This window comes from Thermoplasmata archaeon (genome assembly GCA_035632695.1).
In the GTDB taxonomy this organism is placed as follows: Archaea; Thermoplasmatota; Thermoplasmata; order RBG-16-68-12; family RBG-16-68-12; genus RBG-16-68-12.
Map to the genome: position 1 here is coordinate 1 of DASQGG010000148.1, position 6,679 is coordinate 6,679.

At 65.6% G+C, this 6,679-nt stretch carries 8 protein-coding genes and 1 tRNA gene; 6 read left to right on the top strand and 3 right to left on the bottom strand.

The features are described 5' to 3' along the window. From VEY12_09425 to VEY12_09435, 3 genes are all read left to right on the top strand, one after another. Positions 1-666 (top strand): DUF6159 family protein (locus tag VEY12_09425; GenBank protein ID HYM40341.1); only part of this gene is annotated, 666 nt, incomplete at its 5' end. Between the two features lie 202 nt (positions 667-868). Further along, entirely contained in the window at positions 869-1,717 is an 849-nt protein-coding gene (locus VEY12_09430; protein ID HYM40342.1) for a DMT family transporter, read from the top strand. 52 nt (positions 1,718-1,769) lie between these two features. Beyond that, the gene (locus VEY12_09435; GenBank protein ID HYM40343.1) at positions 1,770-2,681 is read left to right on the top strand and encodes a hypothetical protein; all 912 of its coding nucleotides are present in this window, start codon (positions 1,770-1,772) and stop codon (positions 2,679-2,681) included. Positions 2,682-2,690: 9 nt separating this feature from the next. On the opposite strand, the gene VEY12_09440 is transcribed toward VEY12_09435, so the two are convergent. Together VEY12_09440 and VEY12_09445 are read right to left on the bottom strand one after the other, a co-directional pair. Further along, complete coding sequence (locus tag VEY12_09440; protein ID HYM40344.1) at positions 2,691-3,308, bottom strand: hypothetical protein; 618 nt, start codon at positions 3,306-3,308, stop codon at positions 2,691-2,693. Positions 3,309-3,350: 42 nt separating this feature from the next. After that, positions 3,351-4,541 (bottom strand): acyl-CoA dehydrogenase family protein, encoded by a 1,191-nt coding sequence (locus tag VEY12_09445; GenBank protein ID HYM40345.1) that lies wholly within the window; start codon positions 4,539-4,541, stop codon positions 3,351-3,353. Positions 4,542-4,630: 89 nt separating this feature from the next. Between VEY12_09445 and VEY12_09450 the strand changes: the two genes are divergently transcribed. Beyond that, positions 4,631-5,617 (top strand): NAD(P)-dependent oxidoreductase, encoded by a 987-nt coding sequence (locus tag VEY12_09450; protein ID HYM40346.1) that lies wholly within the window; start codon positions 4,631-4,633, stop codon positions 5,615-5,617. Here the strand turns inward: VEY12_09450 and VEY12_09455 are convergent. Next, positions 5,583-5,960, bottom strand: coding sequence for an SCP2 sterol-binding domain-containing protein (locus VEY12_09455; GenBank protein ID HYM40347.1), 378 nt, complete (start codon positions 5,958-5,960; stop codon positions 5,583-5,585). The two genes, VEY12_09450 and VEY12_09455, sit on opposite strands and share 35 nt — an antisense overlap. A 104-nt stretch (positions 5,961-6,064) precedes the next feature. On the opposite strand from VEY12_09455, the gene VEY12_09460 reads away from it, so the two are divergent. Further along, a tRNA-Leu gene (locus VEY12_09460) sits at positions 6,065-6,149 on the top strand. A 280-nt stretch (positions 6,150-6,429) separates the two neighbouring features. Beyond that, positions 6,430-6,679: ABC transporter substrate-binding protein (locus VEY12_09465; GenBank protein ID HYM40348.1), on the top strand; the 250-nt coding region annotated here is incomplete at its 3' end.

The following is a 6,679-nucleotide window of genomic DNA, read 5'->3' on the forward strand; positions in this document are numbered from 1 at the left end:
TGGCTCTCCGTGCTCCTGTTTGTGCTCTACTACGTCGTCACGTTCTTCGTGGGCCTCTTCTTCAACGCAGCAATCATCGGGGCCGCGACGATTCGACTCAACGGCGGTAGCCCTACTCTTGCAGACGGGTTGCGCATCGCCCGCGAGAATGTCAAGCGGATCTTCCTCTGGGCGGTCTTCGCCGCCACCGTGGCCATGATCCTCCGCGCGATCCAGGAGCGACTCGGGTTCATCGGCAAGTTCATCATCGGCCTCGTCGGCATCGCCTGGAGCCTAGCCACATTCTTCGTCGTCCCGGTCCTCATCTACGAGAAGCTCGGCCCCTGGGCAGCGGTGAAGCGGAGCGCCCACATCTTCAAGTCCACCTGGGGTGAAACCCTGGTCGGTGGATTCAGCATGGGCGCCATCTTCGTACTGCTCGGATTGGCGGGTCTCCTCGCGCCCCTCCTAGGATTCGTAGTCGGCGGCATCCTCGGACTCGTGGTTGGGATCGTCGTCCTCGTCGTCTATTGGATTATCCTCGGGCTTGTGGCCTCGGCGGCGAACTCCATCCTGATCGCGGCCCTCTACCGCTATGCGACGACGGGCAAGGTCGCGGAGGATTTCCAAGGACTCCCCATGTTTGGCCTCGCGCCGCCGCGCCAGACGTACGGCATGCCGCCCTAGAAGCCCGACGCAGGAAGAAGTGATTGGCGTAGTCGCCCCACCTGTCTTTTTCGTGAAACACCATGAACTTTTTTGTCGGCACCTTTAAGAAAACCTCTGCCTACAAGAATCCCGCAACTCGGATGCGGGGCATATCCTCGCGCGGGGTCTGCAGACATGGATCAGGACAACGAGAAGGACAAACAAGCGACAGAGGCGCGACATGGAGCTCTGGCTCACATGCGCCCTGCTCACGGTCGTCCTGTACGGCCTGGGCGAGGGGCTGTCCAAGGAGCCGACGGTCCGGCTGGGTCCAGGCCGGATGCTCGCCCTCTACTCCCTCTATAGCGTTCCGATCTATGCGGGCTGGTTCCTCTTCGGGAGCGGAAGCGGGTCCCTCACGACGACGGGTATCCTGTACGGCGTCGGGTCCGCGCTCTGCGGGACCGTCGGCAACATGCTCTGGTTCATCGCCATGGAGCGGGGCGACGCTTCCGTGGTGAGCGGCTTCACGGCAGCGTATCCGGTGGTGACCGTCGTCGCTGCGGTCGTCGGCCTCGGTGCCACCCTTCTCCCTCTTCAGATGATCAGCATCGCCCTCCTGGTGGGAGCCGCGTTCCTCCTGGGCTGGGTCGACGAGAGCCGCACAGGCTCGTCGGGACGCTCGTGGGTCGCACCGATGATCCTCGCCGTCCTCCTCTGGGGAGCCTGGGGAGTCTTCGAGAAGCTCGCGATCGGGGCCATTGGATTCGCGGGGAACGCGGGAATCTACGTTCTCGTGTCGACCCCTATGATGCTCGCCCTCGGGTGGCGAGAGTCCCGCGCGCGTGGTCCCGTGGATCGGGTCGCGATTCGCGCCGCCCAGCCCACGCTTGTGCTCTTCGCGATCGCGGGGATCACGATCTTCTTGGCCATCGGCCTCGGGCCGCTCGCCGTCGTGGTCCCCCTGACGACGGCGTACCCCGTCGTGGCGATCCTATTCCGGCGGTTCTGGATGGCGGAGGAAATGACTCGGGCGCAGAAGATCGCCGTGGGTCTCGCCCTCGTGGGGGCGGCCCTCGTGAGTCTCTGACGGCCCCGCGCGCACCTCAACCTTTAATGCGGGCGCCCCGGTCCGGAGCCGCGTGTTCCGGTTCTGGCGGAACTTCCCCTTCATGGTCGGCGCCGGACTCGTCGCCGGCTTCGCCACGGGCGGATTCCCCGCGGACCTTTCCGGCACAATCCAACAGGCGGCCTTGATCGTCGCCATGGCCTTTTCCCTCACGGAGATCTCGTTCCGCGGCCTCTCCCCCGCGGCGGAACTCCGCGGCCTGGCCGTCTCCGCGGCCATGAGCTACGGCGTGCTGGGCACGCTCGTCGTGTCCTTCGGCCTTCTCACGCCAAATCCCCAAATCCGCAGCGGCTGGGTGCTCATGGGGGCTGTGCCGCCGGCCGTTGCAGTGGTCCCGATCACTTCGCTCCTGCGGGGCGACGTGCGGCGTTCCCTGATCTCGGACGCGGTCCTGTACTTCGCGGGGCTCGTCGCGGTCCCGGGGCTCAGCCTCCTCGTGCTGGGCGAAGCCGTCCCCGTGGAGAGCCTCGCGATCCAGACCCTCCTCTTGATCGGGCTCCCGGTCGTCTTGTCTCGACCGCTTCGGACGTGGCGACCCGTCCACGAGGCGAGACCCGTGGCGGTGTGCGTTGCGTTCTTCTTCCTCGTGCTCGCCATCGCCGGTTCGACCCGCGACACGTTGTTGGGTCAGCCGACCCTGGCGGCGAACCTTGCGCTCCTCGCGTTTGCGCGCACGATCGGTCTCGGGCTGCTCGTCCTCGGAGTCGCCCGCATCACGGGCTCGCCGCGGGACACGCAGGTGGCGGCGGTCACCTTCGCGGGCTTCAAGAACCTCGGGCTGACGGTGGTCCTGGCCTTTACCGTGTTCGGCTCGCTGGCGAGTCTGCCCGCGATCACGTCCTTGATTTTCGAGACCGCGTGGATGATCCTCCTGCCTTTCCTGTTTCGCGTGCCCGCCCATCGCGCAGCCGAGATCGGCGAATAGGCCGCTCGGTTAGTGGGGAAGGACCCGGGAGCCGAAGTAGTACGTGATGATGAGGGAGAGACCCTGCTCGACCGCGCTGCCGATGGTGCCGGCGAGACCGGCAGCCATCGTGTAGCAGGCGAAGAGCGTGAGGCCGAGCGCGCCCGCGGCGCTGAGGTCTCGGAACGCCAGCGCGAGCCGCCTACGCACGACGTTCTCGTGGGCCCGGTGGTGAAAGGCCCAGGAGACCCCGAATCCGATCACGTATCCGGCGAGGACTTCCCAGACTTGGATGAGTTCCGGAGGAAGGCTCTGGAGCGAAATCCCGGAACGGAGAAACCACCCCGCAAGTCCCGCGAACCCGATCAGCAAGAGGATGCGGACGGTCCGGGGCCGCTTGGTGGGTGCAACGCCCGGGGCCGGAGTTGCGGTCGGGACCGGGGCGAGGCCGTGGCTTCCGAAGAAGAACGCGAGGCACACGACCACGGCGTTCACGAGCACCGTGGGCGCGGAGGAGTCGCGCGCGAGGAGGAATCCAAACGTCAGCATGAGGACGATCGCGAGGACTCCGCGGACGCTTCCGTGCGGGAGGCGAAGGGGCTCGGGGAGAGGCGTCGCGGCGGTCGGAACCGGGGGCGTCGAGGACATGGCCCCGCATCGCGCGCGACGTGGCTTAAGCGTGCCGCAGGCCTACAGTTCGCCGATCTCGTCGCGGGAGATGATGAGCCGCTGAATCTGGGATGTGCCCTCCCAGATCTGGAAGACCTTGGCGTCGCGCATCCACTTCTCCACGGGCTCGTCCTTCATGTACCCTGCGCCGCCCATGATCTGGACCGCGTCCGTGGTCACATCCATGGCCATGTCCGCGGCGAAGAGCTTAGCCTCGCTGGCCTCCTTGTTCATGGGCATGTCGTGGTCGAGCATCCATGCCGCGCGGTACGTCAGCAATCGGGCGGCGTCCACCTTGGTCTTCATGTCCGCGAGCAGGAACGCGATCGCTTGCTTCTTCGCGATGGGGCCGCCGAACTGCTTCCGCTTCCTCGCGTAGTCCAGCGCGTATTCGTACGCGGCCCGGGCGATCCCGACGGCCCCCGCGGCGACGAGGGGGCGCGAGGATTCTAGTGTCTTCATGGCCCCGTAGAAGCCCGTGCCCTCCTCGGACCCGAGCATGTTGTCCGCCGGGATGCGGCAGTCGTCCAGGATGACCTCGGACGTGTGGCTCGCGCGCACGCCCATCTTGTCCTCCACCTTGCCCTCCTTGAGCCCGGGCGTGTCGTGTTCGACCACGAACCCGCGGACCCCGAGGAACCGGAGGCTCTTGTCGATTGTCGCGAACACGACGTGGATGTCCGCAACCCCTCCGTTCGTGATGAACCGCTTGACTCCGTTCAGCACCCACTCGTTCCCTTTCTTCACCGCGGTCGTCGAGATGTTCTGGTTGTCCGAGCCCGCGTCGGGCTCCGTGAGGCAGAGGGCGCCGAGCCGCGGCTCGGGTCCGGTGAACCGGACCAAGAACTTCTTCTTCTGGGCCTCCGTGCCCATGTGGATGATGGGAAGGTACGCGAGGCCCGCGCCGAGCAACCCCGTCGCAATGCCCGCGCAGCCCCAGTTCAGCTCCTCCATGACCACGCAGTGCGTGAGGGTCGACGTGATGCCTCCGCCCCCGTAATCCTCGGGGATGAACGCGGTGTCAAGCCCGATCGAGTGAGCCTTCTTGACCACGTCCCAGGGCATGACGCCCTTCTTGTCGTACTCGAGCGAAATGGGCCGCATCTCCTTCTCGGCGAACTCGTGCGCCGTCTTCTGCATGAGCTTCTGTTCTTCCGTCAGCTCAAAATCCACGGTGATCTCCTCCCGCGACTGCCCGGCTGAACTATGCATGGGTGCCTCGCTATTTAATCGTTTGAGGAGTTCGTCTGCGACGGGGCAAGGTTCAAGCCGGGGGCGAGCTCGCTGGCACGAGACCTCGCATGAAGGTGTTCATCGCCGGCGCGACGGGTGTCCTCGGACGACGGGTCGTCCCACTCCTCCGCGATCGCGGGCACGACGTGGTCGGCTTGTCTCGCGGATCCGAGATCGACACGACGCTGCGCTCCCTCGGGGCCCAGCCGATCCGTGCGGACCTCTTCGACGTGGGTTCGCTCGCTCGGGCCGCGGAAGGTGCCGACGTGATCGTGCGCGCGGCCACCGCAATTCCCCCGGGTGCCCGATGGCGGGGAAGGGACTGGGCCACGAACGACCGCATTCGTAGGGAGGGGACGCAGGCCCTGACGGCGTGTACGGCACGGGTTCACGCCAAACTCTACGTCCAGGAAAGCATCGTCTGGGCGGCTCGGCCTCCGGACGGTTCCGAGTTCGACGAGACGTCCCCGGCGAGTCCGGGCCTCTGGTTCGCGTCCGCGATCGACGCCGAGCGAATCGCGCGCGAGGCGGGAATCCGAGGTGGCTTCCGGGTCGCCACCCTCCGGTTCGGCGGCTTCTACAGTTCGGACTCGAGTCAGACCCGTTTCATGGGCGAACGGCTCGCGCGCCGGAGGCTGCCGATTCTGGGCCGGGGGAACGCCGTCTGGTCGAACCTACACGTGGACGACGCAGCGACCGCGCTCGTCGGTGCGATCGGGGCGAACCAGGACGGTCTGTGGCACGTCGTGGATGACCGGCCGGTGCGCACGTCCGAGTTCTTCACGACGTTCGCACGGCTTCTCGGGGCGCCCGAACCCCGACGCCTCCCGACATGGATCGCCCGGCTCGCCGTCGGAGGCGGGACGGTCCGCTTCCTGACGGCCTCGACGCGGACCTCGAACGCGAGGATCAGGAAGGACCTCGACTGGGTGCCGCACTATCCCACGTGCGAGGAGGGACTCCGCCAGGTGGTCGACGCGTGGAAGGCGGAGGGATTCCCGGGGCTCTCGGAGGCACGGGTCAGAACTCCTTCGGGAGCTCCTGGGCGACCTTGATGAGCCGATTCCACTGGCCCATCATGCCCATGACCTTGGGCATGGAGCCGCGGAACTTGACCTTGCCCGTCATGACGAGGGACTGGAAGTCCTTCTCGCCCTTGCCCAGAATGACCCAGGACTCGTAGGGCCCCTCGAACTTGAAGTCCGCGGGCATGTCGGGGGCCGACTCGCTCACCGCGACCTTGCCGCCTACCACATCCAAGAAGAAGGACTTCGAGCGGTCCGTGATCGTGATCACCGTTTTGAAGGTCGAGTTCGATGCCTTCTTCATCCACTCCGCGTCCGTGTTCAGCGCGCTCGCGAGCGCGTCGAAGAACTCCTTGGAGAAATACTGTGCCACGGGAAGACCCCGCCAGGCGAACGCGCACGTGCGACAAATACGCTTCGGGCCGCCGTCGGTGCGCGGGAAAGGTTATACGAAGCAGGCACGCTCCGCGCCCCGGTGCGTGGGTAGCCAAGCCTGGTCAAAGGCGAGGGACTCAAGATCCCTTCCCGAAGGGGTTCCCAGGTTCGAATCCTGGCCCACGCATCCGCCCAGCGTGCTCTGCGAGGCAGAGATTCCAAGGTGCGAAAGCGTACCCTCAGCGGGGAGAGCGCGCAGGCCCCGAAGCACCGGTCCCCCTCCGAGCGATAATGTCGTGACAGCATCCTTTTATGGGGGATTCCGCCATCCCATCCATGCACTGGTACCCAGGGTGCCGGCGCTGACGGGAGGGTTAAGGACGAAGTCATGGCACGTCGCGTTGGTTTGTGGACTAGTGACCATCGTTTTGCTGCTGCAAGCCGGCATCGGGGGCCCGGTATCCACTGTGACGCCAGCCAAGGCCGCGCCCAAGGCATCCCTCACGATCGGATTCCTGCAGCTCATCGACAGCCTGAACCCGTACATCGGAATCAACGATCCGTCGTATCTTCTCTACGGCTTGCTCTACGACTACGCATTCTCATTCGATGAACATGGGACACCCATCCCGAACATCGTCACCCAATCCACCCACGACGCCGCCGGATTTAACTGGACCTACACGATTCGTCAAGGCGTCTACTGGTCGGACGGAT

Excerpts from the sequence above, each read along its gene's own strand:
- VEY12_09430 (HYM40342.1), top strand. The coding sequence starts at position 869 with ATGGAGCTCTGGCTCACATGCGCCCTGCTCACGGTCGTCCTGTACGGC.
- VEY12_09440 (HYM40344.1), bottom strand. The coding sequence starts at position 3,308 with ATGTCCTCGACGCCCCCGGTTCCGACCGCCGCGACGCCTCTCCCCGAG.
- VEY12_09445 (HYM40345.1), bottom strand. The coding sequence starts at position 4,541 with ATGCATAGTTCAGCCGGGCAGTCGCGGGAGGAGATCACCGTGGATTTT.
- VEY12_09450 (HYM40346.1), top strand. The coding sequence starts at position 4,631 with ATGAAGGTGTTCATCGCCGGCGCGACGGGTGTCCTCGGACGACGGGTC.